The sequence below is a fragment of the Agrobacterium larrymoorei genome (genome assembly GCF_005145045.1).
Taxonomy (GTDB): Bacteria; Pseudomonadota; Alphaproteobacteria; order Rhizobiales; family Rhizobiaceae; genus Agrobacterium; species Agrobacterium larrymoorei.
On record NZ_CP039694.1, the window covers coordinates 287,547 to 312,031 of the forward strand.

22 protein-coding genes and 1 pseudogene are annotated in these 24,485 nt (G+C 54.8%); 16 read left to right on the forward strand and 7 right to left on the reverse strand.

Annotated elements, in window-relative coordinates; genetic code table 11:
• The first annotated feature begins 6 nt into the window (after positions 1-6).
• The 12 genes from CFBP5473_RS24370 (at position 7) to CFBP5473_RS24425 (ending at position 10,035) form a co-directional block, all read left to right on the forward strand.
• Positions 7-1,587, forward strand: a complete 1,581-nt coding sequence (locus CFBP5473_RS24370) for an ABC transporter ATP-binding protein (RefSeq protein ID WP_027677273.1) — start codon at positions 7-9, stop codon at positions 1,585-1,587.
• The gene (locus tag CFBP5473_RS24375; protein ID WP_037171945.1) at positions 1,584-2,621 is read left to right on the forward strand and encodes an ABC transporter permease; all 1,038 of its coding nucleotides are present in this window, start codon (positions 1,584-1,586) and stop codon (positions 2,619-2,621) included. The genes CFBP5473_RS24370 and CFBP5473_RS24375 overlap by 4 nt, the downstream gene beginning before the upstream one ends.
• Positions 2,618-3,511, forward strand: coding sequence for an ABC transporter permease (locus CFBP5473_RS24380; RefSeq protein WP_027677277.1), 894 nt, complete (start codon positions 2,618-2,620; stop codon positions 3,509-3,511). The genes CFBP5473_RS24375 and CFBP5473_RS24380 overlap by 4 nt, the downstream gene beginning before the upstream one ends.
• Positions 3,512-3,524: 13 nt before the next feature.
• A complete protein-coding gene (locus CFBP5473_RS24385; protein ID WP_027677274.1) occupies positions 3,525-4,463 on the forward strand; it encodes a nucleoside hydrolase in 939 nt (312 codons plus the stop codon).
• Between the two features lie 130 nt (positions 4,464-4,593).
• A complete protein-coding gene (locus tag CFBP5473_RS24390; RefSeq protein WP_027677275.1) occupies positions 4,594-5,619 on the forward strand; it encodes a BMP family ABC transporter substrate-binding protein in 1,026 nt (341 codons plus the stop codon).
• 452 nt (positions 5,620-6,071) lie between these two features.
• Complete coding sequence (locus CFBP5473_RS24395) at positions 6,072-6,434, forward strand: transposase (RefSeq protein WP_027677276.1); 363 nt, start codon at positions 6,072-6,074, stop codon at positions 6,432-6,434.
• Positions 6,431-6,958 (forward strand): IS3 family transposase, encoded by a 528-nt coding sequence (locus CFBP5473_RS24400; protein WP_106389481.1) that lies wholly within the window; start codon positions 6,431-6,433, stop codon positions 6,956-6,958. Before CFBP5473_RS24395 ends, CFBP5473_RS24400 begins: the two co-directional genes overlap by 4 nt.
• 75 nt (positions 6,959-7,033) lie before the next feature.
• A complete protein-coding gene (gene tnpA / locus CFBP5473_RS24405; RefSeq protein ID WP_136954338.1) occupies positions 7,034-7,396 on the forward strand; it encodes an IS66-like element accessory protein TnpA in 363 nt (120 codons plus the stop codon).
• A complete protein-coding gene (tnpB, locus tag CFBP5473_RS24410) occupies positions 7,393-7,740 on the forward strand; it encodes an IS66 family insertion sequence element accessory protein TnpB (protein WP_136954339.1) in 348 nt (115 codons plus the stop codon). The genes tnpA and tnpB overlap by 4 nt, the downstream gene beginning before the upstream one ends.
• 72 nt (positions 7,741-7,812) lie before the next feature.
• The gene (tnpC, locus tag CFBP5473_RS24415) at positions 7,813-9,378 is read left to right on the forward strand and encodes an IS66 family transposase (RefSeq protein WP_136954438.1); all 1,566 of its coding nucleotides are present in this window, start codon (positions 7,813-7,815) and stop codon (positions 9,376-9,378) included.
• The gene (locus CFBP5473_RS25680) at positions 9,378-9,683 is read left to right on the forward strand and encodes a hypothetical protein (RefSeq protein ID WP_035209878.1); all 306 of its coding nucleotides are present in this window, start codon (positions 9,378-9,380) and stop codon (positions 9,681-9,683) included. The genes tnpC and CFBP5473_RS25680 overlap by 1 nt, the downstream gene beginning before the upstream one ends.
• A 127-nt stretch (positions 9,684-9,810) precedes the next feature.
• On the forward strand, positions 9,811-10,035 hold the full coding sequence (locus tag CFBP5473_RS24425) for an integrase core domain-containing protein (RefSeq protein WP_027676637.1): 225 nt from the start codon (positions 9,811-9,813) through the stop codon (positions 10,033-10,035).
• Positions 10,036-10,397: 362 nt separating this feature from the next.
• On the opposite strand, the gene CFBP5473_RS24430 is transcribed toward CFBP5473_RS24425, so the two are convergent.
• The 7 genes and pseudogenes from CFBP5473_RS24430 to ribB all read right to left on the reverse strand — a co-directional run.
• Positions 10,398-11,807, reverse strand: coding sequence for an NAD(P)-dependent oxidoreductase (locus tag CFBP5473_RS24430; protein ID WP_051441374.1), 1,410 nt, complete (start codon positions 11,805-11,807; stop codon positions 10,398-10,400).
• 18 nt (positions 11,808-11,825) lie between these two features.
• Positions 11,826-13,085, reverse strand: a complete 1,260-nt coding sequence (locus CFBP5473_RS24435) for an NAD(P)/FAD-dependent oxidoreductase (protein ID WP_037171526.1) — start codon at positions 13,083-13,085, stop codon at positions 11,826-11,828.
• 72 nt (positions 13,086-13,157) lie between these two features.
• Positions 13,158-14,744 carry a GMC family oxidoreductase gene (locus tag CFBP5473_RS24440; RefSeq protein ID WP_027676640.1) on the reverse strand — a complete coding sequence of 529 codons (1,587 nt, stop codon included), beginning with the start codon at positions 14,742-14,744 and terminating at the stop codon, positions 13,158-13,160.
• Positions 14,745-14,755: 11 nt separating this feature from the next.
• Positions 14,756-16,213 carry an FAD-dependent oxidoreductase gene (locus CFBP5473_RS24445; RefSeq protein ID WP_051441375.1) on the reverse strand — a complete coding sequence of 486 codons (1,458 nt, stop codon included), beginning with the start codon at positions 16,211-16,213 and terminating at the stop codon, positions 14,756-14,758.
• Complete coding sequence (locus CFBP5473_RS24450) at positions 16,213-16,569, reverse strand: RidA family protein (RefSeq protein ID WP_037171528.1); 357 nt, start codon at positions 16,567-16,569, stop codon at positions 16,213-16,215. The genes CFBP5473_RS24445 and CFBP5473_RS24450 overlap by 1 nt, the downstream gene beginning before the upstream one ends.
• A gap of 11 nt (positions 16,570-16,580) precedes the next feature.
• Entirely contained in the window at positions 16,581-18,077 is a 1,497-nt protein-coding gene (locus tag CFBP5473_RS24455) for an aldehyde dehydrogenase family protein (RefSeq protein ID WP_051441385.1), read from the reverse strand.
• A gap of 74 nt (positions 18,078-18,151) precedes the next feature.
• Positions 18,152-18,811, reverse strand: a pseudogene (gene ribB / locus CFBP5473_RS24460) (3,4-dihydroxy-2-butanone-4-phosphate synthase); the annotation flags it as partial.
• Between the two features lie 383 nt (positions 18,812-19,194).
• Here ribB and CFBP5473_RS24465 point away from each other — a divergent pair.
• The 4 genes from CFBP5473_RS24465 to CFBP5473_RS24480 all read left to right on the forward strand — a co-directional run bounded on the left by CFBP5473_RS24465 (position 19,195) and on the right by CFBP5473_RS24480 (position 24,424).
• Positions 19,195-21,063 carry a sigma-54-dependent Fis family transcriptional regulator gene (locus CFBP5473_RS24465; protein ID WP_169696921.1) on the forward strand — a complete coding sequence of 623 codons (1,869 nt, stop codon included), beginning with the start codon at positions 19,195-19,197 and terminating at the stop codon, positions 21,061-21,063.
• Positions 21,064-21,208: 145 nt separating this feature from the next.
• On the forward strand, positions 21,209-21,712 hold the full coding sequence (locus CFBP5473_RS24470; protein ID WP_037171530.1) for a flavin reductase family protein: 504 nt from the start codon (positions 21,209-21,211) through the stop codon (positions 21,710-21,712).
• A gap of 272 nt (positions 21,713-21,984) precedes the next feature.
• Positions 21,985-23,088 (forward strand): LLM class flavin-dependent oxidoreductase, encoded by a 1,104-nt coding sequence (locus tag CFBP5473_RS24475; protein ID WP_027676644.1) that lies wholly within the window; start codon positions 21,985-21,987, stop codon positions 23,086-23,088.
• A gap of 202 nt (positions 23,089-23,290) precedes the next feature.
• On the forward strand, positions 23,291-24,424 hold the full coding sequence (locus CFBP5473_RS24480) for an MFS transporter (RefSeq protein WP_037171532.1): 1,134 nt from the start codon (positions 23,291-23,293) through the stop codon (positions 24,422-24,424).
• Positions 24,425-24,485: the final 61 nt, after the last annotated feature.

The following is a 24,485-nucleotide window of genomic DNA, read 5'->3' on the forward strand; positions in this document are numbered from 1 at the left end:
ACAACAATGTCCGAAGAGACAAAGCCTGCTCTTGAATGTCGCAAGGTTACCGTGAACTATGGACAGGTAACCGCGCTTGAAGACGTATGCGCCAGATTTGCGCAGGGGCAGATTCACGCGGTAGTAGGTCAGAATGGCGCTGGCAAAACAACATTTGCGCGCGTCGCAGCAGGTCTTGTTCGCCCCACATCTGGATCAGTCATGGTCATGGAGCGAGAAGTCCGAACTGGTCATGTCAACGACAGCCGCGCTGCCGGTGTGGAACTCGTGCACCAGAGCTTTGCGCTTCCGCCCTCATTCACGGTGGTCGAAGCCATGGAGTTCAGCGTTGCCGGAACTGGAGGCTTCTACAGCCGGAAATGTCTGAAAAACAAATGGCATGATCATCTCCGAGATCTCGATATCACCGTCGATCTCGGCGAGCGTTTACGCGCTCTGCCCGTTGAAACCCAGCAAGGCATAGAGATTGCTCGCGCTCTGGTCACAGATGCCAAAGTCCTCATATTGGACGAACCCACGGCAGTACTGTCTCCTGCGGGTATCGATGTTTTGTTCAATCGCGTGAGACGTCTCAAGGAACGTGGCGTGACGGTCATTATGATCCTTCACAAAATCCGGGAAGTCCTTGCCATTGCAGATACGGTTACGGTCTTGCGTGGCGGTCGCAAGATCGAAGGCCCCCTCTCGGTTAAAGAGCTGTCAAGCGAGCGGTTGGCGAAACTCATCATCGGGGATTCAGTCGTAAGGGCGCCGAATGCACTTGGTCAGAGTGTTCCTGTCCAGGTCACGCAATCCGACATCGCCGGAAGCGGCAAAATTTCGGAGCCGAGCAAACCAAAGGCGCTCGAACTGCGCGGTGTTTCTACGAATCCGGACAGCGAAGGGATGCCTCTCGACGATGTCGATCTGGAGATACGAGCGGGCGAAATAGTCGGCATCGCAGGCGTTGAGGGCAACGGGCAAAGAACCTTGGTTCGCACCATAGCGGCACTTTCCGATATGCACTCCGGACACCTCTGTCTTGGGGGGCAAGATGTCACGGATCAATCGCTTTCAGGCCGCCGAAACAGCGGTTTACGCATCATTCCTTTTGAACGAAACGTAGAAGGCCTGAGCCTGACGAGTTCGCTATGGGAAAACTGGAGCGCGCGAGCCCTGCTACAAAATGGTCTTTTGCGGTTTATCGCACCAAGCGCAATCCGAAGAGACTGCGACCAATCGCTAAAAAGCTGGGGTGTGCGTTTTCACAGTCCCGGTCAGCGAGCGGAATCTCTTTCCGGCGGCAACGCGCAAAAGGTAATCTTCGCCCGCGAAATCGATCCGGATGCGAAGCTCATCATTGCTGCGCAACCCACGCGCGGGCTCGACATCGGCGCGACGGCTTTCGTCTGGCAGACACTACGAGAAGCCCGTGATCGAGGTGCTGCAGTGCTGCTGATTTCGTCAGACTTGGATGAACTTTTCGACATTTCCGACCGAGTTCTCGTGATGCTGTCTGGCCGTATCAACGGTGAGTTTTCCGCGCCATACGACATGCTGTCTGTTGGCAGGGCCATGACTGACGCAGCGACAGAGGTAACAGCATGAGAGACAGTCTCGCTACAGTCGGACGCAGTTTTATCTTCGTCATTTTGGCACTGGCGCTTTGCGCGGTGGTTTTCCAGGCGTGTCGTTATAACGCCCCACTCATGATTTGGTCCGTTATCGAAGGCGCGTTCTTTAGAAATGGTGCGATTGTCCAAAGCCTGAGATGGGCGCTACCGTTGTTCATCACTGCGGCTGGCGTCGCCATTTCGTTTCGAGCAGGCTTTTTCAACATAGGTGCGCAGGGTCAATTTTATGTTGGTGCGATTGCAGCGGCAACCGCTGCCCATTTTCTGTCGGGCGGTCCGGCATTTGTGGTCATACCCCTGATCTTCCTGGCAGGAATTTGCGGAGGTGCGATTTGGGCTCTATGGCCGGGGCTTTTAAGATTAAGTTCCGGCACTGACGAAGTCATCACGACCCTCATGGGCAACTTTCTGGCCGGACTTTTGCTGATTTACGTTACCTCCGGCCCACTCAAGGATCCCTCGGGTTCGGGGCAGCAAGCATCCAGCAAACCTCTTGATCCGGCCTATCGTATGTCGGACTCGCTTGGTCTTTCTCCAACCATTATTGCCATCGCGCTGATTGTTGGCATCGCGACGTGGCTGCTGGTCAATCGTACTGCTTTTGGCGTGCTTGCGGGCCTCGCCGGACGTAACGTTGTCATGGTAAAATGGCAGGGAGCGCGGATCTGGAAACTTGGCCTGTCGAGCTTTCTAATTTCTGGTGCATTGGCAGGACTTGCCGGAACGATAGAATTCATGGGGCCGAACGGCCGTATCGTATCTGGCTTCCTGCCCGCTCATGGTTTCACTGCAATCCTCATCGCTCTTGTCGCCAACCTGTCGATTGTCGGAACCGCAGTCACGGCCATATTCTTCGGTGGCCTATCGGCAGCTGCACTTTACCTGCCCATCATCGCGGGCCTCCCGGCCTCTGCCATCGATATCATAAATGCTGCAATCGCCCTGTTCATTACGGCCAAATCGAATTTTATCGACAGGGTGTTCGGTGTTGGGAGTCAGCCCAAATGAATGAAATCATTATTGCCATACTCCGTTCTGGAACTCCGCTGATTTACGTGACACTGGCTGGTGTATTGGCACAGCGTGCCGGTGTCTGGAATCTGGGCCTCGAAGGGTTGATGATCATAGGCGCATGCGCCACGATCGTGGGCATCATGCTGACCCATTCCGTTGCAGCGGCGATCCTTATCGCCATTACGCTCTGCGTGCTCGCCTCGGTGCTTCTGTGGTTTGTCATCGATAAGCTGAAGGCAAACCCCATCATCGCAGGCCTTGGAATGACAGGTCTCGGGCTTGGCGGAACGGCACTTGCGGTTCAATCGATTTTTGGCAGTCAGGCTACGGTAACGGCGCCATTCGGCCTGCCGAAACTCGGACCGGCATTCGGCGCATATGGCGTCCTTTCCATCGCTGTCGCTGCCATGCCTTTCGTGGTCTTCGGCATTTGGCTTCTATTGCGCCGGTCTCGCTTCGGCCTAAAGCTTGCTGCGTCTGGAGAACACCCTTTCGCTGCCCGTAGCGTCGGCATAAATCCTTCACGAATGCGCTTGATAGCCTTGATTATAGGTGGTGCACTCTGTGCGCTCGGTGGAGCAGAGCTTGCAGCTGGTAGCTTGCAGTTCTTCGCGCAGGGAATGACGGCAGGCCGTGGCTTCATGGCCTTCGCAGCCGTGATTTTTGGAGCTGCACATCCGGTGGGCGCAGCCCTTGCGGCCGTGTTTTTTGCGGTCGCCGGTGCAATCGGCGTGCGCGCTCAATTGTTGTTCGGAGGAAAGATGCCGAACGAGATCCTCCAAAGCTTACCCTATATCGCGACGATCTTTGGCGTGTGGTTATCAGGGCGACTGCGTGGAGGTGCCAAAGGCGTGAACGGTTTCAACGAACTTAAAGATCAGTGAGAGGATAACTGGAATGGCACGCAAACTGATCATCCTGACCGATCCTGGCCAGGATCAGGCGGCACCGATCCTCATGTTTCTGGGTCAGCCGCAGTCCTTCGACGTTCTCGGTCTCGTCGCAACTGCGGGCAACATCAACCTCGCCAATACGATCAACAACTGCCTGAAGCTGCTGGAACTGGCTGGGCGTCCTGACATTCCTGTGTTTGCAGGATGTGTCCATCCCCTCGTCCGCCCGCTCGTCATGGCCGAGCATGTCCATGGCCCGACAGGTCTTGACGGTCCAGATCTACCGTCACCGTCGATCCTGGCTCAAGACCAACATGGCGTGGACTTCATCATCGACACTGTTCGCGCGCATCCCGGCGAGATCACCATTTGTTCGCTGTCACCCACGACCAATCTGGCCATGGCTTTGCGCGAGGAACCGGACATCGCCGACAAAATTCAAGAGATCGTCGCCATGCTGGGCGCTTATTTCGAGGTCGGCAATATAACGCCCACGGCGGAGTTCAACTGCTACGTTGACCCGGAGGCTGCCGATATAGTGCTTAAATCCGGTGTGAAAACAACACTCCTTCCGCTGGATGTCACCCATCGAATGCTGTCGAACCGGGAGCGGCTCGATGCCATGCGAGCAGTCGGCAGTCGTTGCGGCGTGGCTCTTGCCGAAATGCTTGAATTCTCCGCGGCTTCTGACCTCAAGAAATACGGTTGGGAAGGCGCACCTCTCCATGGCTTATGCGTGTCAGCCTTCATGGCCGCGCCGCAGCTTTTTTCTGGGCGAGATGTCATTGTTTCCGTCGAACTGGCAGGCACGCTGACAACGGGAATGACAGTCGTCGATTGGTGGCAGATCACCAACAGACCGAAGAATGCCTTTTACGTAAGAGACTGTGTTGCATCCGATAGCTACCGACTTCTCAATCAGTCCTTGGCAAATCTACCATGACCCAAAAAACGCGTTGGACGCGGGAGTAAATAGGACGGCCTTTGAATAAGTTTCACGTTTAATTGCTGAAATAGGCATGACATTAAAAAAGGGAACGAAAATGAAAAATAATACTGGGATGATGACAACAATAAACCGTCGCACCTTTCTCCAAGGCAGTGCTGGTGCCGTTGCCATGGGCGTGGCCCTAAGCGCAATTCCTGATTTTGCAGGCGCCGCAGAAGGGCTCGTTGCGCTGGTGCATACACAGGCCGCGGGCGATAATGGTCCTGTCGATCAGATGATTGCAAAATTGAAACAACTCTCGCAGGAAAAGGGTTTCGAGCATCGCGCCATTTACGCGCAGGACCCTGCAACCTATGAGGCGATTTTCCGAACACTCGGTGACGCTGGCGCCGCAATTGTTATTTCCACCTTTAACGGCGTTTCCGAACCTTTCAAAGCGCTTGCACCATCATATCCACAAACCAAATGGATCCAGCTTTTCGGCGATGCCTTCAATCCGCCTATCGCCAATGTGGTCACGGTATCCTACGATTATCATCTGGGCTGTTATCTCTCCGGCGTCTTTGCCGCCCACATCACAACATCAGGTAAAATTGGCTACGTCGGGGGCGTGTCGTTGCCGCAACTAAATGCGGATTTCAATGCATTGAAAGCCGGCGCACTATCCGTACGCCCCGAAGCCAATGTAACCAGCGCCTTTGCCGGATCGTTTCAAGACCCGGCTAAGGGTCAGGAAATTGCGACGCAGATGTACAACAGCGGCATCGACTACATTCAGACCGACGCTGCTGCAACTGACAGCGGCATAATCGCTGCGGCCAATGAAAAAGACGGGCGTTTGGTCAGCTCTATCTCTCCTTCCCAATATGCACTTGGACCGAAATCCGTCGTCTCAATCGTCAGCCTCGATTTCGGCGTCTCGCTCTATAACGAAATCTCGAAGGCGTTGACGTCTGGGTGGAAGGGTGGCACGCATGAGAAAACTGGACTGGGCAATGGCGTAATCGACTTTATCGCCTCACCGGTATTTGCTGAACAAAGCGCCGGCGAACTTGCGCAAAAAGCCAAAGCGGCGATGCTCGAAGTGGAAAAGGTTCGTGCGGGAATCCTCGACGGTTCGATCGTCGTTCCTTTCAACACGACGATCTAGCGTATCGGTTAAAGAGGGAGAGCATTTGCTTTCGAGCCGGATCTGAAGACCATGGTAAAGAGACATGACAGTTTTTGAATAATATGGTAACGATACCTCGCCACCAAACGGCACAATTTGCCTAACGCGGATTTCAAGAAACATCCGCTTTCGGAGAAACAGTATGGAAATTGGTGTTTTCATTCCAATCGGAAACAATGGCTGGCTGCCGAATTGTTTCACTGTCGTTCGTCTCGCTTGCTTCCGTCATGGCATGGCCCCTCTCAACCGATGATGAGGAGGCAATGTGCCAGAACGGCGCTTGCGAAAATCGACCTAAATCTGCTTCTGAGACTGTCCCGTATTGTTGATTTCCACTGAGAGCTGACCCGGCAGTGGAGTGAACCCCTCGGGCTGGACCACGGGACCCAGAAAAACTGGTACACTCTGCGGGCCTCAATCGGAGAAGGCTCATGGAGTCCCGAGGTCCATATCGCCGGCATTCGACGCCGTTCAAGTTGCAGCTTTGCCAAGATGTCCGAAACGGCGTCATCGGACGGCGCGACGCACAGCGGACATACGGCGTTTCGGCAAACCTCATACAGCTGTGGCTGACGCAGTTCGATCGCGGCGATCTGAACGATGAGGAGGCTGAGGCCGGCGTCATTGCCGAGTACGAGGCCCACATTGCGGCGCTTGAACGCAAGGTCGGCCAGCTCACCATGGAGCTGGACCTGGTTAAAAAAACACCGCGCCAGTTGATCGTCGGCGACAGCGGGAGCTCCTCCATCATCACCGGTCCCCGGCCTGCTCTGTCAGACGGGGGTGCAAAATGATCGATCTCCCGAGGAGCACTTACTATTACCGATCAACGGCAAAAGCTTTAAATCTCGGCGACAGCGAGCTCATTGCAATCATAGAGGACATCCAGGACGAGCTGCCTTGCTATGGATACCGACGCGTAACACACGAGCTTCAGCGAAGAGGCCACATCGTCAATCACAAGCGTGTCGCCCGCGTCATGCGGGCCAATGGCCTCGGGATCAAGCCTCGCAAGCGGTATGTTCGCACGACGGATAGCAACCACGGTTCGCCGATCTACCCGAACCTTTATCGCAATGTGATCCCGGCGCGGCCCGATATGGTCTGGGTGGCCGACTTCACGTACATCCGCATCGCCGCTGGTTTCTGCTATCTCGCTGTCATTCTCGACGCCTGCAGCCGGAAAGTCATCGGCTATGGCCTGTCAAAACGCCTGGATACGCCGCTGGCATTGGCAGCGTTGCGTTCGGCGCTCGAGAACAGAAAGCCTCCACCCGGCTGTATTCACCGTGAGCGTCCAGTGAGCTGTTTTTGCTGATCGGGCAAATCAGGCGATGTTCTGGCATTAGAACCAGCATTAGTGCTGACATAAATACCAGAGCAAAGAGGTTTCATGGCCCGCATGGAGATCATGTCCGGTACCGAGCGCAGACGGCGCTGGTCGGACGAGGCGAAGCTGAGGATACTGGCGGAAGCTGATGAGCCGGGTGCTCGCATTGGTGACGTGGCGCGCCGGCATGACGTTCATCCTGGCCAGATCCGCTTGTGGCGAAAGTCGTTCAACTATGTTGATCGACCGACGGTGTTCCTTCCAGTGGAAATCGTGGAGGAGTTTGGCGTAAGTCAGGCGTCTACGACGGCAACGAGGCTGGCGATCGTCGAGATCTTGCTTCGAAACGGTCGGAGTTTGAAGGTTCCTGTTGACGTTGAGTTGAAACTGCTCGGCCCGCTCGTCGCTTGCGTGGAGGCGGCATGATCGGGCCGTCAGGGAATGTACAGGTTTATCTGGCCTGCGGAGTGACTGACATGCGTCGCGGTATCGACGGTTTGTCAGCGCTGGTCGAGGGGGTGATCAGACAAGCGCCTGGTTCTGGCGCGATCTTCGGGTTCCGCGGCAGGCGCGCGGACCGAATCAAGCTTTTATGGTGGGACGGCCAAGGCTTTTGCCTGTTTTACAAGGTTTTGGAACGCGGATACTTCCCATGGCCGGCGGCCAAAGATGGCGTTGTGCATCTGACGCAGGCTCAGTTGTCGATGCTCGTCGAGGGGATCGACTGGCGACGACCGACATGGACGTCAGCGCCTCATCGCACGGGCTGAAAGCGTTAATTTGCAAGGGTGTCAGGGGTAAAATGCTGGCGCTAAAGGGCCAAATCAGTTACATTTTTGGGTATGGAAACAACGCCGCCACAGGGTCAGGACGAGCTATCTGCACTGCGTGCATTGGTTGCTGAACAGGCGGCGAAACTCGAGCGACAAGACGCGGAAGTTACCAAGCGCGATACCATAATCGACATTTTGCGCGCGCAGTTGGAGTTGCTGCGCCATCGACAGCATGGGGCCTCGTCCGAGAAAATAGACCGCAAGATCGAACAATTCGAACTGATGCTCGAGGAGATTGAAGCGTCCCGCGCCGAGGCTGAGGTTCGCTCTGGAAGGACACCACTGCCGGAGCTGGAAGATGCCTGCGAAAAGCCAAAACGCAGACCTTTGCCGGATGGGCTGCCGACAGAAGAGCGGATCTATCCGGCGCCGTGCAATTGCCCGACCTGCGGCGGGACATCGTTCCTGAAAGCACCTGATAAGGTGGTCCAGGTCATGGAGCATGTGCCGGCATCCGTGAAGATTGTTCGCCATGTCGAAAAGCGCTTCGTTTGCAAGGACTGCGACACTTCGTTGGCTGGCAAGATGCCGACCCTGCCGATCGAGCGCGGCAAACCCGGTCCCGGATTGCTTGCCCATATCATGGTCTCCAAGTTCGACGATCACATCCCACTTTACCGACTGTCGGAGATGTACGATCGGCTTGGGATCGATATCTCCCGTTCCGTGATGGCCGACTGGATGGGGCGTGCATCGGCTTTGCTCGGCCCCCTGATTTTGCTGATCAGAGCGCATATCGCGGCCGTCGATCGGATCCATACCGACGACACTCCGGTCGATGTTCTCGACCCTGGACGAGGAAAGACCAGGACCGGGAGGGTCTGGGTCTACGTCTTCGATGGGCGTGGCTATCAAGATCCCAGGCCCGGAGCGATCGCTTATTATTACAGCCCTGACCGCAAGGGGGTTCACCCAGCCGAACATCTTTCCAACTTCAGTGGCGTGATGCACGCGGACGGCTATGCTGGCTACAACAAGCTGTACGGCAATCAGATCATAGAGGCTGCCTGCATGGCGCATGTACGCCGCAAATTCCATGACGTGATCAAACTCAAGCCATCAACGATCGCGCAGGAAGCGCTGTCGCGCATTGGTGCTCTCTACGATATCGAGGATCGTATCCGTGGCATGTTGCCTGACGAGAGGCGGGATTTGCGCCAGCAGCATGCCAAACCCATCCTGGACGAGCTGAAAGAGTGGATTGAGGATGTCCAGACAACACTGCCACAGAAACAGAAGCTGGCGGAAGCGATGCGGTATGCGCTGTCACGATGGGCAGCATTGAGCGTCTATCTTGATGACGGCCGGGTTGAAATCGACAACAACATAGCTGAGCGTGCCATGCGACCACTGGGAATTGGCCGAAAGAACTGGTTATTTGCGGGCTCCGACAAGGGTGGTGAGCGCATCGCAAATATCTTGAGCATCATCGAAACCGCAAAGCTTCATGGCCACAATCCGGAAGCCTATCTGACCGATGTGTTGGCCCGGATCCAGGATCATCCCAAAGACCGACTTGAAAATCTGCTGCCTTGGAACTGGACGCCGGCAAACGCTCGGTGCGAGGCTGCCTGATGGCACGCTCAAGGTTCATTTACACACTCAACCAAGTCGCCGGCATGATCGGCGAGAACCTCGAACTGATCGAAGAAGTGACGGCCAACTCGGACAACATCTCCGAAGGCGAACTGGTTTACGTCAGCGATGGCACTGAAGATGGCACGAAGGGTCTGACCGAGAACGGCATCAAAGAACTTCAAAGCCTACTTGCCGACATCAGGACGTGGGACGGCGGTATCCGCGAGTTCCTCATCGACACACAGTGCGATCCTGAAATAATCGACCGCATCATGGCCGATGAGATGAAGCGCGGCCTTTAGATTCTATCTCGCGACACCCGAAAAATGCTTTCGCCGGACGCTCACTATTCACCACACGGACCGCGGGTGCCAATACGCAAGTGAAACCTATCGACGAGCGCTCGATGCGGCAGGTCTACAGGGATCCATGAGCGCCGTCGGCAACCCTTATCACAATGCGCAGGCAGAAAGCTTCATGAAGACCCTGAAAGTGGAGGAAATCTACCCCGCAGGCTACGAGACATTCGCTGACGTGGCCGAACACTTGCCCAGGTTCATCGAGCAGATTTACAATGCCAAACGGCTGCATTCAGCCCTTGGCTATTTATCGCCAGTAGAATTCGAAACTCAACTCGCCCAGCAGGCGGCTTAGTTTGAAGCGGTCCCGTGGTCCAGCCCTAGGTGTTCACTCCAATGCCGGGTCAGCTCTCAGTGGAAATCAACAACGATCGACAGCCTGTGCAAGGAAACTAGCGTTGAAACTAGCCAATGAGCGCACTACCACCATCGCTTGGCTTCTGAGGTTAATGAAGGTCAATCGATTGATCGAGATTTGCCGCACAATCGCGACCGTCGGCGCATGGGCCGGTCAAACCAAAAGTTCGCTCTCCAAAACGGGTTAGAGGGTGCAACTCCCTCACGTGCAGAGAGAAATTCGAACTAAGGCAACCTGCTTAACTTCGCTTTCGATCGCGTTTAGAGCACAAGGGAAAGAAACCTAGGTACCGTTAGCTATCAGTAATTGAAAGGTTCAATTCGAGTAGGCTGCAAAAGGCCCAAGTCTGAGACCAAAGTAACGTACCTGTTTATCGCTAGGACCAAGTCTCTCGACTCACTATCAATATTGTTTGTCGTCAAACCCTGCCAGATCTCCGCCATTTGCCAAGATAGAACCCGCAGGCGGGTCAAGCCAGCTTCATCGTTCAAGATCGTCTTTAAGTCTTCTGCTTGCACGTAGCCTACACCAGGAGCGACTTTTGTCCCATACCATCGGTAGCCTTCCGGCAGCACCCCAACGAGATTGGTCACAAGCCCGTGAGTGATGGAATCGAACATCTGTCGGACGGCCTGTTTGGCCCCCTCAACCCGTGATGAATGATCTGTGTCTGCTACTGCGTGCGGCAGCAGAAGCATACGGCCCGGGTACGTTTTTGCCAGTGCGATATATGGTGAAAGTGGACCGCTGACGCTACAATCTTTTTCATTTACGAAGATGTCGGCATCAACGGCAAAAAAGCTGATCGTCCCGTTCTCAAGAGCTTCAGCAAGGGAGTCGATATCGACAATTTGTCCGCGATCATAATTTACGACCACTGCACCGGGGCTGAGCTTCCCGAAAAAGCTTCGATCCATCAACTGCTCATTGGCAAAGTGCTCACTGCCGTTTTTCTTGGTTCCAAGGCCAACGTGAGCGCTGACAAAATGAGCATCCGTTGCAGCGTCAGCGAGCGTTTCACAATAGCGGTACCCTTGAGCCTCTATCCAATCGCGGTGAATCTTCCTTGCGTAGATCGACACATGCATCCCGAATGCCTTTCCCAGCTTCGCGACTTCACGGCCAATGTTTCCGTATCCCAGAACGAGGAGGTTTTTCCCTTCGATCTTGTCGGTCGGGAAATTCTTAAGGTCCCGCCCAGTGTCCATCTGACCCGCGATCACCGCCTCATGGAGCTCATCCAGCGGCAGGTCAGGGGATGCTCGTAGAATAGCCTTGAAGACCATATGCGCTGTCGCCCGGCTGTTAAATCCGGGTGTGTTCATCAGTGGAGCCGTTCCACCACTGCCGTCAGATCCTCCCCAAGACTGCGACTGCATGTTGCCCGTTCCGGCACCAATGCGTACGCCGCCTTTCTCGAACCTACACGCTGGAGGAATAATTGTTGCTGCAGCAATGACGGCATCGTATCGACCGCCGCCTGCCGCGAGAATGAGATCTTCGGCTTCCGACAGATCGGGCTGGTAGTAAAAATGCAGCCGATCCAACGGAGTGTCCGCATCCATACTTGCTGGACCAATATGGAAGACCCCTCCGTGTTCCTCAATAAATTCTACGACCTCGCTGAAGTCGTGGCATCCATCAGGATCTGAACGAAGTCCAATTCGGTCGCATATGAGGATACGTGCGCCAATTTTTCCGCGTTCCATTTTTCCAACTCCTTGCATTTAATTGAAGCGACCAAGACTATAAGGTTTGGGATCGATTGCTGTCGGGCGATTTAGGACGAGGTCTCTTATGAGAGATGAAGTCTCGCTTGCACCCACCATGCCGGTATGCCCGTGGCCAACAGCCACAAAAATGTCCTTATGCTTTAAAGCCGCTCCAATAGCCGCGACGCTATCGGGAAGCGACGGGCGGAAACCCATCCACTGCTTGCATGCGTCAGCCTGGAGTGTTGGAAAGATTGCACGTGCCTTCGCATAGAGCGCGTTGCAGCGCGTTTCATTTGGCGCTGAAACCAAACCCGCGATCTCCACGCCGCCCGCTAGGCGAAGCCCATGTTCCATCGGCGTAATCGCCATTCCACTATCGCGCAACAGTATCGGCAACTTGTTCGAAAGGCTGGGTCCTTCCAGCATCACATGATAGCCGCGCTCCGTTTCTAGCGGCAGCTTCACGCCGAGCGGAGCCAGTAGTTCTTTGGCCCAAGACCCTGTTGCAATGACCACCTTACAGGCCCGACGATTTTGGCTATTGGTGAACAAGTCTACATATCCCTCTCCCGGGATAAGCTTCAGCACCTTTTCTGCCGCCGATTTCCCGCCGGCCTCATGGAAGAGACGCAGCAATGTGGCGGTAAGCCTGCCCGGATTTACGGTCCAGCCGTTTCGCGGGAAATATATTCCGCGCTTTGCTCTTGGCCCGATTGCGGGGAATATCTCCTTCAGCTGTTCAGCACTCACATCTTGCCCGCCTAGCGAGTGCCTGTCCGCGAGATAGCGTATAACCCGTTCAGTAGAGGTTTCAGTCTCGCCTTCAAAGACGCTGACACTTCCCTCGGTACGAATGAGGTCTTCGAAAAGCGAGTTACCGAGGAGTTCTCGATACCGCGACATCGTATTGTGATGCAGATGGTAAAGTGCGTCTGAAGATCTGCGCACGACGCTCATGCGGCTCGCGGCGAGCCACTTTACCAGCCACGGCAAGGCGACGGGCAGGTACTTAGGGCTTACTGCAAGAGGACCGTTCCGATCTAGCATCCATCCCGGCACCTTCCGCCACATTCCTGGCAAAGCGATTGGGCTGTTCGTGCATGCACTGAGCAAGCCCGCATTTCCATAAGAACTCTGTTTGCCTGCTGACATAGGGTCGACAATTGTAACGTTGCGACCCGCGCGCTGCAGAGACAGCGCGCAACAAAGACCGACGATTCCGGCGCCAATGACGATCACATCCGCTTCGTCGACATTCAAGGGAATGTTCATGATATTACTTTCCTGCTCGTTCAGGAGCGGTGAGTTGGATTTACAGATCGAACACTGCAGCGAACTTATTTGTCAGACACGATTTCCCTTGATGAAGGAGGACGCCCGCTCGCCGATCATGATGCTGGGTGCATTCAAGTTGCCAGATGTGACGTAGGGCATGATAGATGAATCAGCGACGCGTAGACCGTCAATACCTCTAACGCGAAGCTGCGGGTCAACCACAGCCATTTCATCGGTGCCCATCTTGCAAGCTCCGCTCAAATGGTATGCACCTTGCGTGTGCTTGCGCACGAACGCGTCGAAATCAGATCTTGTTTTCAGCTGGGCGCTCGGAAGGTGCGATGCCCGAACAAACTTCGCAATGGAAGGTTGGGACATGATGTCCTGCCCGATACGCACACCGTCGATCATGCGATCTACATCGTATTGCTCGGCGAGATAGTTCGGATCGACGATAGGTGCGACTGAGGGGTCGCTTGAACGGAGCCTGATCTCACCTCTTGAATGCGGCCGGCAGGCATAGACGTTTACCGTGCAACCGTTTCCGCTCGGTGTGCTGTCCACCCCCTCCTCGACACCAGCGCCTGCAAGAAAGTGATATTGGAGGTCGGGTACCGGATCGTTCGGGTCGCCATGCCAGAAGGCGCCGCCTTCGCAAACGTTTGATGAAATCGGTCCATTGCCGAATAAGCCGTACTGTAAGGCGGCGGCGGCTTGCCAACGGAATTTCTTGTATTTGTCATAGCTCGAAGCTTCCTTGAGATCATATACAAGGAAGCAATCCGTATGATCCTGCAAGTTCTTGCCGACGCCCGCCAGGTCGTGCGCGACCGTTACGCCGACGGACTTGAGTTCATCTGCGGGGCCGATGCCGGACTGAAGAAGCAGCTTCGGAGAGCCCAGCGCGCCTGAGCACACGATGACTTCCTTATCTGCGCGTAAGGTCTTGACCGCGCCGTTTTCGATATATTCGATGCCATAAGCGCGGCCAGACTGGATCAGTATTCTGGTGATCTGCTTTCCAGTGTGAACTTTCAGGTTGCGGCGATTGCGTGCCGGATTAAGATAGGCGACCACTGCGCTGCATCGGCGGCCATCTCGCGTCGTCAACTGGTACAAGCCGGCTCCTGCCTGATTGCCGGAATTGAAATCTGGGTTGTACGGAATGCCCGCCTCCTGGCATGCCTTAACCCAGGCCTTTGAGATCGGAAGCGTCTGACGCTGGTCGGACACGGTAAGGGGCCCATTACTTCCGTGCTGATCATTCGAGAAGCGCTCATTGCCTTCTGCCTTCTTGAAGAACGGCAAGACATCCTGGTATCTCCAGCCTTCGGCGCCTGACGCTGCCCAACGATCGTAGTCTTCGGGGCAGCCACGAATATAGATCATGGCGTTGACAGAGCTGCCGCCGCCGAGGACACGAGCTTGCCCCGTATCGGTTTCCAAGTTGTTCTGGTGCTTCAGCGTCTCAAGCTTGAACCGTTGAAGAAGACTACTCTTACACGTCTTGTAATATGTAACAGGCAGATGGATCCATGGGCTCTTATCGCTTGGGCCAGCTTCGAAAAGAGCGACACTGACGGCTTCATCCTCACTCAGACGTCCGGCGATGGTGCATCCGGCAGACCCGCCGCCGACGATAATATAATCTGGCATGTTTCCCTCAGCTATCTTACGCCGATACGTAGGTTTAAAAGTTCTGGTAGTCTGGACATCATCCGTGCAATTGCGGGTGCCTTTTGATCACGTTCGTCCGCATCTTCACAAGCGAGAATACTCGATCTGATCATCCGTCCGCCAAGATAGCGGAAAGGTTCCGGCGGGAGGTTCGGCAGTGCTCGCGTACAGAATGCGGAACGCGTCCACTCGTTATCCTTTCCGAGCACAAGCGAGGCAAGGCAGCGTCCCATGATGTAGCTCGGATTGATACCGTGACCTGAAAATCCGCATGCATAATGTACATTCGTTCCCGGTTTCGTCCGCGCGAATGGCAACCGGTCGGACGAGACATCAATTGCCCCACCCCACGCCCGAGATGGCTGCATGTCAGTGACATGCGGGAAAAGATGTCTGAAACCACGCTCGACACGCTCGACGGTGTCTGTGTCCATAGAGAGGCTTTTGGCCTCCACTCGACTTCCGTACCCAATCGGCCCGGAGCCGGCGCCAAACAAAACGCGGCCATCCGCCGTCTTGCGCGAATAGTGTAGAAACATGCGGCTGTCGGATAAGCTGCAATCCGACTTCCAGCCGGAAGTGCCCACTATGTCTTCGTTGGGATCCGTAACCAAGGCATAGCTCGAAAATGCAACGACTTTGGCTGCGACGTCAGGCTGCTTCAGAAGACCTACATTCGTAGCGAGAACTACGTGATCGGCAGATATAATTCCATCTGGCGTGGTCACCTGTGGCCTTCGGCCCTCTTTTATGAGAAGTGCTGGCGTGTTTTCAAAAACTTTGACGCCTAGGGCTAGCGCGTGGGCTCTGATAGCCCTGGCCAGACGAGCCGGGTGCACCGTCGCCTCTTCGGGATAGAATATCCCGTTGCGGAACGAAGGTGACGAACAATGTTCGCTGACCTGTCGTGCAGATAAAAGCTTCGCCTTCGAACCTGATCCGAGCTCGATCATTGTCTGGGCTGTCTTCCTCAGCTTCGCTTCGTGGTCTGCGGTGGTCGCAACCTTCAGACCTCCGCCCTCAAGCCACCAAACATCAACGTCGGATGCTTTGACGAAATCTGTGATGTGCTGCTGGGCGACGCTCCCCAGCCGCGCGACCTCCAGGGCATCTTCCTTGCCTAGACTGCTTGCAAGGGACGAGAGTGACATCCAGTACCCATGCACTTTGCCGGCATTTTTGCCGCTTGCGCCGGCTCCGCAGATATTCGCTTCTATGACGATCACATTGAGGTCGGGCCGCTCAATTTTCAACTGAACCGCCGTCCACAAGCCGGTATAGCCGCCGCCGACAATTGCGACGTCGGCGTATACTTCCCCTTTCAGCACGGGAAGAGCGTTATGAGCTTTCTCATAGTGCAGCGCCTCATCAAGCCACCAGGACCTCTCATGGAGCTCGACCGCACGTTTTCCATTCATACTAGCAATTTGCGAATCCGTCATTTGCATCAGACCACTGCTGTGGCCATCATTTCCACGAGATTGCCGCCAGCCGCCAGCCTGGACTCGACTGTCGCCCGCGCTGGCTGATGATCTTTGTTGACCCATGTGTCCCAGACACTGTTCATCGCATCGAAGTCGTCGATGTTGTTCAGCCAGATATTGACGCGGATGAGCCGCTCCTTGCTCGAGCCCGCTTTTTCTAGATACTCCTCGATCTGCTTAAGGATGTCTGCGGTCTGTACCTTGACGTCAAGCTCCTTGTTGCGGGACGTCAGACCCGACAAATAGACGCCGCCGTTCACGACGACGACCTTCGAGAGACGACCGATGGGGTCAATTCTTGTTATTTCAGATGCGCTCATAACAGTTCTACCTACTTTGCAATATTCATGACAACCGACTTGACCTGCAAGTACTCGTCGAGATGGTGTGGGCCAGACTCTCGACCGTAGCCGCTCATTTTATAGCCCCCGAAAGGTACCGCGGCGTCGAGAAGGCCGTAGCAATTGACCCAAACGATGCCAGACTCGATGTTGTGGGAAACACGGTGAGCTCTAGCCGCGTTGGTCGTCCAAACTCCTGCACCCAGGCCATATTCACTGTCGTTTGCAACTTGAACCGCTTCTTCCTCAGTGTCGAAGGGTATGATCGAAGCAACCGGACCGAAGATTTCTTCCTTTGCAATCGCCATATTGTTGGTGACGTTGGCAAACACGGTTGGCTCGAAGAAGTATCCGTCATTTAGTCCGTCTGTCAGGATGCGGTTACCGCCCACCGCCGTCGTTGCGCCCTCGGCCTTGCCGATATCAGCATATTTCGCCACCCGTTCAAGCTGCTGAGCCGACACCAGGGGACCGATTTGCGTTTCAGGGTCGGTCCCGAACCCGACCTTTAGTGTCTTTGCAAATGCCGACATTCCCTTGACTACTTCATCATAGATCGAGCGCTCTACAAGCACACGCGTTCCAGCGCTGCAGATCTGACCTGAATTGACAAAGACGCCCATTGCCGCAGCCGGAATTGCTTTCGCCAAATCGGCGTCAGCAAAGATGATATCCGGAGATTTGCCGCCGAGCTCAAGGGTCACCTTCTTAAGTGTGCCGCGCGCGCGCGCGACGATTTCTTGACCTACGCCTGTGGAGCCCGTGAAGGCAATCTTGCGCACGTCCCTGTGCTCAACCAGCGCATTTCCTGCTATCCGGCCTGTGCCCGGTACGACATTTAGGACGCCTGCAGGCAGACCGGCCTCCAGCATGAGTTCTCCCAAGCGCAATGCCGTCAGCGGGGCCTGCTCTGCAGGCTTCAGCACTCCGGCGCATCCGCTGGCAAGGATGGGGCCGATCTTCCAGATAGTCGAGGTCAGCGGCGCGTTCCACGGCGTGATCGAGCCCACCACGCCGATCGGCTCTTTCACGGTGTAAGAGAAATACTCCCCAGGCATCGAGTTCTGCATCGTATCGCCGTGGATCGTCGCTGCGAGGCCGGCATAGTAACGCAACTGCCCCACTGCTCGCTGCTTACGACCACGTGTAAGCGAAATTGGCGCTCCCATATCGAGAGTATCCAGCATCGCGATCTCTTCGAAGTTCTCTTCCACGAGATCCGCGAGCTTAAGCAGGATTCTTTGACGGTCAGCGGGCTTCATGCGTCCCCATTCACCTGCAAGCGCTCGATTCGCTGCCGCTACTGCCAGATCGATATCCTGGGCGTTCCCCATCGAGACCGTAGCGAGTAACTCGTTGTCGGCAGGGTTCCGTGTCTCAAACGTCTCCCCGCTCACTGAAGCGACGAACTTCCCATCAATCAAGAGGCCTTTGTGGCCGAACCGCGCTTCGCCCGCTGTTGGCGCGGACCGCGTCTGTTGCTCAATTTCACACAATATCGATACTCCTAGTCTGGTTAAGCATTAGCGTCGGTGGTAATAGGATCGGTCGTTTCGATGCTCCTGCGATAAGAAATCAGGTCCGCAATCGATCCGACGCTGAGGCTGTGCTTTCGCGCGAATGCGACCAATTCGGGCAGGCGAGCCATGCTGCCGTCTTCTTTCAGGATTTCACAGATCACGCCGCTTGGCTGCATTCCGGCAAGTCGAGCCAGATCGACCGACGCCTCTGTATGCCCTGCTCGCTCGAACACCCCACCCTCTCGCGCCACAAGGGGAAACATGTGTCCTGGTGACGAAATCGCTTCTGAACCCCAACTTGGATTGATCGCGGTTGCAATTGTGTGAGCACGATCGAAGGCCGAGATCCCAGTCGTAATACCAGTACGAGCCTCAATCGAAACCGTGAACGCTGTTTGCAGCGGCGTTTCATTGTTGGCAGTCATCATCGGAAGTTGCAGTCGGTCAGCTCGGGCCTGATCGAGCGTAAGACACACGAGGCCTCTGCCATACGTTACCATGAAATTGATCGCTTGAGGCGTCGCCATTTCGGCAGCGATGAAAAGATCACCCTCGTTCTCGCGACCCTCATCATCCACTAGGATGACCATTCGCCCGGCGCGCAAATCCTCTATGAGCTCAGTTGTCGAGACCAGAACATCCGCAACGTCCGCCTCCTGCTGCAAACTGACTGATACTTCATGGGCACGGGAACTTTGCATCGCTGATCACACTCCATAGACGTAGCCGGGATACGCCAGTCGCAACGGCGTGGCATAATTTTCCATGGAGCAATCCGCGTGCCAATTCCTTCAAAAATCACTTAACGGAGTTAAATCATATACTTAGAATGATAGCATAACTCGCTAACGGCGGTGAATTTATAAAATTCTCATCTCAGTCTCATTTGATTTGAGACGGTAACCGCTTGGCAGAAAATCTGCGACGCTTCTAAAATATTTATAAGCGGCTGTTGACAAACGAGATTGTTAGGCATGCTATTGTGGAATAAGACCAATAATGGGAACTTCAAATGCGTGCTTCAGACCATTACGCACGCGTCGAGGCTCGAATAAAGGAGCCCGCCGTAAGTGCAGAGCGCATCATGAGTGATACGTCCGCAACAGCGTCCTGGCGTCGTTGCGTGGAAGTTCATAACCTTGATCCATGTAACTTCAGATCATTGCCCATCATGGGGCATCGGGAGCTTAACCTCGAACGAGAACGCCTTGAAGATGCCCTTCTTCTGGCGAAAGAAGAGCTGGACGGGCTTTATCTAGCCGTAAAGTCGATAGGGTATTCGACATCTTTGGCGAACAAGGATGGTGTGCTAATCGTGGACAGCGCAGATCATGATTCTGCGAATTGGTGCGAATTCGATCGACCGGGTTCGGTTTGGACTGAAGCATACGGCGGCACGAACGGCGTCGGGACGTGTATTGCTACGGGAGAATTCACTACCGTTTTTCAAAACGAGCATTTCTTCTCCGATCTTTCGCCGACTGCATGCGTTGCGGCGCCGTTGTATGGCCCAAGTTGCGAGTTTTGGGGCGTTTTAAACCTTTCGATCAAGCGCGAGATGTTACAGGAAGAAACACATAAGCTTGCGGCCTCCATAACGCGCCAATATGCCCGCCGCCTCTCAGCGCGACTTTTCAAGAACAAGTTTCGCGAGACCTCAATATTTCAGTTCCGTGAAGATGGTGGTGATATCGGGCTTTTGGCGTTAGGCGAGGATCAGCTGCTCCTGGGGGCGAATGCAGCGGCGCGGAAGCTCCTCAATATTAACGAGCGCGAAATTAACTCTTCTACTATTTGGCGATTCGTCGAAAGGGATACGGCTCTCTTCAAATCAGGGGGGCGTTCACGAGATGTGAGCTTGCGGCTTAGAGACCGTCCAACTTTGGTTACTGGGAACATAAGCTTCGCCAGCAGGGTAACTACCTCCAAGGCTTCAAGCATTTCCAAGGCCCGTACTCCACTTCGGACCTTGCCAGGTTCAAGCGTCACGCTGGAAGATTGGGCGGGTGGCGACGCAAAAATGCAACGTTCCGCACAACTTGCTGAAAGAATTTTGTCCGCTGGCCTTCCGGTCTTGATACTTGGTGAGACCGGGACCGGAAAAGATACTCTGGCCCGCGCACTCCACCAAGCGAGCCCTCGTTCATCTGGTCCTTTTGTAGCATTTAACTGCGCGGCAGTGCCTGAGACCCTGATCGATAGCGAATTGTTTGGATATACGTCGGGCGCATTCACAGGAGCAAATAGGGAAGGGAATCAGGGGCGCGTTCTTGAAGCTCACGGCGGCACACTATTTCTCGATGAGATTGGCGATATGCCGATCTCGCTGCAGACGAGGCTTCTCCGCTTGCTGGAGACGAGGGAGGTAGTGCCGCTAGGATCGGGCAAAGCAACCCAAGTCGATATTCATGTCATAGCTGCGACAAACCAAAATCTTGAGCAGGCTATCGCAAAGAAGCACTTTCGAGAGGATTTGTACTACCGCCTTGCAGGTGCCGTAATCGACATTCCCGCTTTGAGAGATCGCAACGATGTCGGTCAGATCATAGATCGGCTGCTAGTAAGGCTTACTCCGGGCCAAATCGAGCTTGCTCCAAATGCGCGGCGGCTCTTGCTGGAGCATCGCTGGCCTGGAAATATCCGAGAACTTGTGAATGTACTGCGGCGGGCCGCAGCTGTGGCCAGCGAAGGGTTGATCACAGCCGACGATCTGATGCTTAGGGCAGCTTACCATAATGCGGATACTCATGATCCCATCCCCACAGCACGATCGGCCTCCCCGGCTGGACCTAAAGCTTGCTCGAACCAGCGTGAACGCGAGCTTCTCCTAACTGCGCTTTCGGAGTATCCCAGAGACGTGGAAGCCGCAGCTTCTTCTCTCGGAATGAGCAGAGCTACGATCTATCGAAAGATAAGCAAGCATGCTATCGATCTCAAAACTATCTACTCGTGAGAATTCTCGAGAAGTGGGTTATCCGAAACCGAGTATCCAAATCCGTGAACCTTAAAGTGTATAAATTTCAGTTATTTAAATAGGGCGTCCGCCGCCTGGCACGTCGTTTGCATCTTGCTCCTCATTAGAAATCAGGAGAAAGACAATGGATCATCTTTTCAAAGAGGCCATGGCAAGATTAACAGGTGTTGTGACCGTCATAACCACAGGCAAGGACGAAGGCCGGTGTGGACTGACAGCAACTGCGGTCTGCAGCCTCTCCGCCAATCCACCATCCATTCTCGTTTGCGTTAATGGCTCTGCGAGCGCACATGATTCGATCGTGGAAAACGGCTACTTCGGCGTAAACGTTCTAGCGCCGCGGCAGGCCTGGATCGCAAACCGGTTCGCCGGAATGGATGGACGAAAGGGCGTAGCCCGATTCGACGATGCTGTCTGGAACCAGACGGAAGGCGGTGCGCCGCTACTCGAAGGGGCCCTCATCAGTTTGGACTGCGAACTTGGCTCCCGGTTTGACGGCTATTCGCACAGCATCCTTCTCGGCAATATCAAGTCCATCAAGCTCAGCGATGTCTCAGAGGAGAGCTGCCTCCTCTGGAGAGGACGCAAGTATCACCAGAGCAACGAGCTTGCCACCTCTCACGCTTGAACTAACCCTGGCCGGTGACCGTCCAACCGATTAGCGGCCAGTTCACGACTAATATCTCATCGATCCTCATTGATATCTACTCCCGTCGCAACCGAGTCTCAGTCTCAATCTCAGCGCCTCCAGAAGCTAAATAATTCAATAGATACAATTATTTAAAATCTGGCATGTCCTTTGCTTGGTATTTACTGAGTAGTGATGCCGCACCGCTGGCAATGCTCAAAACAACGCTATTGAATTAGTCTGGCCGCCAACAGGGCGGGGAAGGAAATAAAATGGATCTTGGCCTTTTCATGCAACCGCTTCACGATCCAAAGAAGCGCACGATTACCGAAATGTTGGAACAGGACCGGGAAGCAGCGCTTTTCATCGACAAGGTCGGTTTCGATGAAATCTGGGTCGGCGAACACTATTCGTCGAGCATCGAGCCGATCGTCAATCCTCTGCAGTTTCTTGCATCGATCATGGCGGACACAAAACTTAAGCTTGCCACCGGCGTGCTCAATCTGCCGCAGCATCATCCCGCGACAATCGCTGGCGATGTCGCCCAGCTAGACCACATGTCGAAGGGGCGCGTCATCATGGGGGTTGGTCCCGGCGGTCTGGCCAGCGACTTCGAGCTGTTTGACACTATGGACAAGAACCGTGGTGAGATGCTGGGCGAATCCGTTCGTATGATCCATGAGATCTGGGCCTCCAACCCGCCATACAACATCCCAGGCAAGTACTGGAATGTTAAGGTTCAGGACACGATCCACGAAAAGCTCGGCTTTGGTCCGATGCTGAAGCCTTTCCAGAAGCCCTACCCGCCGGTAGTCGTCTCGATCATGTCCCCGAACTCGAAGTCTGCATACGTTGCCGGCCAGAAGGGTTGGGGCATCGCCTCGGCGAACTTCATTCAGTCGGTCTGGGCCAAGACGCACTGGGAACAGTATGCGATGGGTTGTGAAGCCGCAGGGATCAAACCAGATCGTAAGAACTGGCGTGTCGGACGCTCTATCCTCGTCGCTAGCAGCGATCAGGAAGCGGCGGATTACCTGGCGCAGGAAGGCAACGCGTACGCTTGGTACTACGACTTCGTTATCGATGATATGCGCACCTACAATATCGAAGGCGTCCTGAAGCAGGATCTCAGCATGCCGAGCGATGATATCACCCTGCAATATTGCTTGGACACCATGGTGATCTCCGGCTCGGCCAAGACCGTTCTCGACAAGCTCATTGCGTTCGTCGACGAAATGGGCGGACCATTCGGCGGCTTGCTTGCAGGCTTCAAGGAATGGGATCATCCCGAAGTGCAGAAGCAGTCATTGCAACTGCTTGCCGAAGACGTCATGCCGAAGCTGCGCGCATACTGCGCGTCCAAGAAGGCAGCCTAATTTTTCAAGCCGGCTCGCTTCGCGAGCCGGCACTAAGGAGCGGATTATGAATTTAATTCGATACTTGATATGGTCCAACCGGGTTAAAATTGACTGGGCTAGCACACTGTGGGAGCTCCTGAAACGAATTCGTGGTCGAGACGACAAAATCCATTTGAAGAAATCGGACGACAACCGCTAAATCGGGGCAAATGGTTTCATTATGTCCGACTATTTTTCTGAACGATTGGCGACACGGCTGACGTTCTTCAATTTCGGCTTCGCAATGTCGGCATGGGCACCGATCGTCCCCCTAACGAAGGCTAGGCTGGGACTTGACGATGGAGAACTGGGATTTCTCCTTCTTTGCTTCGGCATGGGATCAATGGTAGCGCTGCCCTTGTCGGGCGCTGCCTGCGGACGGTTTGGAGTACGGGCGACAATTCTGGTCGCGTCGTTTGTCCTGTTCGTGGTTTTCCCGATGCTCGTCCTTGTGGCCAATCCACTGACTTTATCGATTGTCTTGTTCTTTTTCGGAGCGAGCATTGGTGCGATCGATGGCGTCGTGAACATCCAGGCAATACAGGTCGAAAGGCTTTGCGCCCGAAAGATGATGTCAGGGTTTCACGCTCTTTTCAGTATTGGTAGCATCTGCGGTCCTGCCATCGTCGCAGCGATGCTCACCTATGGTCTTTCATTGCCAGCAATTGCGGCGGTCGCGGTGGCGGTCATAGCACTTGTCACTGCTGCGTCGTTCCCCGGTCTTATCACTGGGTCCTTGGACAGCAATGGAGCGCTCTTTGCGATCCCTAGAGGTCAGGTGCTCGCCATCAGCCTGTTCTGCTTCACCGTTTTCCTGATCGAAGGTGCAATGCTGGACTGGAGCGCCGTGTTCCTGACATCAGAAAAATCCATTGAACCTGCAAGCGCAGGACTTGGCTACACCTCGTTCGCCATTGCAATGACCTTCGGTCGTCTCAGCGGCGACTATTGGGTTCGGCTGCTTGGGGCCAGGCGGCTTGTCCTTTGCGGAGCGATCGCTTCGGCAACCGCTTTGTTCATGGCGACAATAACCCCGGATTGGCCGACAACGCTGGGATGCTACTTCGTCGTCGGTCTCGGCGTCTCAAATCTAGCCCCGATATTCTTCTCGGCAGCCGGAGACCAGAAAAAGATGCCAGAGCACTTGGCTGTAGCGGCTATTGCAAGCATTGGCTATTCGGGCATACTCGTTGGTCCCGCCATCATCGGTTTCGTGTCGCACGCGAGTGGCCTGAAATCGTCATTTATACTTTTGGCCATCCTTATGGCGACCGTAACTATGAGTCGGCTCGCCCTCCCTGCCATCCGGAGCTAGCCGCGAAGGCGCTGTTTCACCCAGAATTACGACCCCGTTATGACAAGGTAAAAAAACGTAA

What these genes read in the sequence shown, in the direction of transcription:
- CFBP5473_RS24380 (WP_027677277.1), top strand. Translation starts at nt 2,618, where the DNA reads ATGAATGAAATCATTATTGCCATACTCCGTTCTGGAACTCCGCTGATT.
- CFBP5473_RS24480 (WP_037171532.1), top strand. Translation starts at nt 23,291, where the DNA reads ATGTCCGACTATTTTTCTGAACGATTGGCGACACGGCTGACGTTCTTC.
- CFBP5473_RS24425 (WP_027676637.1), top strand. Translation starts at nt 9,811, where the DNA reads ATGAGCGCCGTCGGCAACCCTTATCACAATGCGCAGGCAGAAAGCTTC.
- tnpA (WP_136954338.1), top strand. Translation starts at nt 7,034, where the DNA reads ATGGCCCGCATGGAGATCATGTCCGGTACCGAGCGCAGACGGCGCTGG.
- CFBP5473_RS25680 (WP_035209878.1), top strand. Translation starts at nt 9,378, where the DNA reads ATGGCACGCTCAAGGTTCATTTACACACTCAACCAAGTCGCCGGCATG.
- CFBP5473_RS24475 (WP_027676644.1), top strand. Translation starts at nt 21,985, where the DNA reads ATGGATCTTGGCCTTTTCATGCAACCGCTTCACGATCCAAAGAAGCGC.
- CFBP5473_RS24435 (WP_037171526.1), bottom strand. Translation starts at nt 13,085, where the DNA reads ATGAACATTCCCTTGAATGTCGACGAAGCGGATGTGATCGTCATTGGC.
- CFBP5473_RS24430 (WP_051441374.1), bottom strand. Translation starts at nt 11,807, where the DNA reads ATGGAACGCGGAAAAATTGGCGCACGTATCCTCATATGCGACCGAATT.
- tnpB (WP_136954339.1), top strand. Translation starts at nt 7,393, where the DNA reads ATGATCGGGCCGTCAGGGAATGTACAGGTTTATCTGGCCTGCGGAGTG.
- CFBP5473_RS24465 (WP_169696921.1), top strand. Translation starts at nt 19,195, where the DNA reads ATGAGTGATACGTCCGCAACAGCGTCCTGGCGTCGTTGCGTGGAAGTT.
- CFBP5473_RS24440 (WP_027676640.1), bottom strand. Translation starts at nt 14,744, where the DNA reads ATGCCAGATTATATTATCGTCGGCGGCGGGTCTGCCGGATGCACCATC.
- tnpC (WP_136954438.1), top strand. Translation starts at nt 7,813, where the DNA reads ATGGAAACAACGCCGCCACAGGGTCAGGACGAGCTATCTGCACTGCGT.
- CFBP5473_RS24400 (WP_106389481.1), top strand. Translation starts at nt 6,431, where the DNA reads ATGATCGATCTCCCGAGGAGCACTTACTATTACCGATCAACGGCAAAA.
- CFBP5473_RS24470 (WP_037171530.1), top strand. Translation starts at nt 21,209, where the DNA reads ATGGATCATCTTTTCAAAGAGGCCATGGCAAGATTAACAGGTGTTGTG.
- CFBP5473_RS24375 (WP_037171945.1), top strand. Translation starts at nt 1,584, where the DNA reads ATGAGAGACAGTCTCGCTACAGTCGGACGCAGTTTTATCTTCGTCATT.
- CFBP5473_RS24445 (WP_051441375.1), bottom strand. Translation starts at nt 16,213, where the DNA reads ATGCAAATGACGGATTCGCAAATTGCTAGTATGAATGGAAAACGTGCG.
- CFBP5473_RS24450 (WP_037171528.1), bottom strand. Translation starts at nt 16,569, where the DNA reads ATGAGCGCATCTGAAATAACAAGAATTGACCCCATCGGTCGTCTCTCG.
- CFBP5473_RS24370 (WP_027677273.1), top strand. Translation starts at nt 7, where the DNA reads ATGTCCGAAGAGACAAAGCCTGCTCTTGAATGTCGCAAGGTTACCGTG.
- CFBP5473_RS24395 (WP_027677276.1), top strand. Translation starts at nt 6,072, where the DNA reads ATGGAGTCCCGAGGTCCATATCGCCGGCATTCGACGCCGTTCAAGTTG.
- CFBP5473_RS24385 (WP_027677274.1), top strand. Translation starts at nt 3,525, where the DNA reads ATGGCACGCAAACTGATCATCCTGACCGATCCTGGCCAGGATCAGGCG.